At 54.5% G+C, this 1342-nt stretch carries 1 protein-coding gene; it reads left to right on the top strand.

Going from position 1 to position 1342, the window contains the following annotated elements:
- Positions 1-76: 76 nt before the first annotated feature.
- Positions 77-1090: an IS110 family RNA-guided transposase gene (locus HRQ87_RS19945; RefSeq protein WP_174140202.1), complete on the top strand. Its 1014-nt coding sequence runs from the start codon at positions 77-79 to the stop codon at positions 1088-1090.
- Positions 1091-1342: the final 252 nt, after the last annotated feature.

Genomic DNA, 1342 nt, shown 5'->3' on the forward strand with positions numbered 1-1342 from the left:
TTTTTCCACATGGCGTAATCTGGCTCTGCAATTCGAATGGTACACTGTGCCAGCAACCAAATGGAGGAGCTGATAAATGGAGTATTTTGCTGGTTTAGATGTCTCGATGGAAGAGACGCATATTTGTGTGCTGGATCGCGACGGCACGTTGGTGCGCGAAGGTCAGGCGCGTTCTTCGCCAGATGCGATCAATGATTTTCTGGCCGCTGGCCCGGCCTGCGCCGGTGTTGTGTTCGAGACGGGTAGGATGGCACCGATGCTATATCATGGGCTTACTGAATGTGGCATCCCAGTCCAGTGCATTGAAAGCAGACAAGCCTATCAAGCTCTTAAATCCCTGGCCGGACATAAATCAGATCGCAATGACGCGCGTGGCCTGGCCCATCTGGCGCGAACGGGGTTTTACAAACCGACCCATGTCAAATCGCTGTCGGCGCATGCGATCCGGTCGCTGATCGCGGCGCGCAAAAAGCTGGTCGGCCAGCGGGTGACGATCGACAATCAGATCCGTGGCCTGGTCGTCGTATTTGGCGTGCGTCTGCCACGGGCGCTCTCACCCGCCTTCAAAGATGCGGCTTTGAAAGTCAGCGACGGCGTCCCGGGCCTTCATGCTGCATTAAATGGGTTATTTGCGGCGCGCGAAGCGATACTGGCGGCAGTCGCAGCAATTGATGCCGATGTCAAAAAGATGGCTCGTAAGTCCAAAACCTGCGCACGCCTCATGACCGTCCCCGGCTTCGGGCCGATCACGGCTTTAGCATTTGCCGCCGCAATCGATGACCCAATGCGGTTCAAAAAATCCCGCGATGTCGGGCCGTATCTCGGGCTTGTTCCGCGGCGACATCAGTCTGGAGAGATCGACTATATCGGCAGCATTTCAAAGCGGGGAGATACGAGAGTACGAACGCTTTTGTACGAAGCGGCCAATGTCATGCTAACAAGGTATGCCGGGCAACTCAAACTCAAGAAATGGGCGCTCGCAGTAGGCGCACGTTCAACAATGCGAAAGGCCCGCGTGGCCCTGGCCAGACGTCTTGCAATCATCCTTCACGCCATGATGCGTGATCAAACTGAATTCCAGATTGCATAAAAATCACTGAGAACAACGAACGAGGATTCCAAACTCCAGTTCCCGACGGGAACGATGCCCGAGGGAGGGCGTAGGACACGGCGTCGATTCTGTAGCAACAGCCATCACAAACGGCATGATTGCGGTTTCCACCTTGCCGACCCACACCCAGCCAACCCCATCATGAACCTCAGAGTTCGAAGAGAACAAAGGTAACCTCAGACATCGACAAACAGGAATTTTGGAAAACAGACATTGACGGATTAGAGAACA

It is taken from the genome of Parasulfitobacter algicola (assembly GCF_013315265.1).
Taxonomy (GTDB): domain Bacteria; phylum Pseudomonadota; class Alphaproteobacteria; order Rhodobacterales; family Rhodobacteraceae; genus Parasulfitobacter; species Parasulfitobacter algicola.